Below are 301 nucleotides of genomic sequence, written 5' to 3' on the forward strand. Positions count from 1 at the left end.
GGCCTGGAGGCCCATGTGGGAGTCGCCCATCTCGCCCTCGATCTCCGCACGGGGCACCAGGGCCGCCACGGAGTCGATGACGATCAGGTCGATCGCGCCGGAGCGGATCAGGATGTCGACGATCTCCAGCGCCTGCTCACCGTTGTCCGGCTGGGACAGGATGAGGTTGTCGGTGTCGACGCCCAGCTTCTTCGCGTACTCGGGGTCCAGCGCGTGCTCGGCGTCGATGAACGCCACCGAACCGCCGAGCTTCTGCGCGTTCGCCACCGCGTGCAGCGTCAGCGTCGTCTTGCCGGAGGAC

General features: G+C 68.1%; 1 pseudogene. It reads right to left on the minus strand.

The window, feature by feature from the left end:
- Positions 1–301 (minus strand): annotated as a pseudogene (locus CR470_RS38550) (recombinase RecA); the annotation flags it as partial.

The sequence above is a fragment of the Streptomyces sp. rh34 genome (assembly GCF_002551245.1).
Taxonomy (GTDB): Bacteria; Actinomycetota; Actinomycetes; order Streptomycetales; family Streptomycetaceae; genus Streptomyces.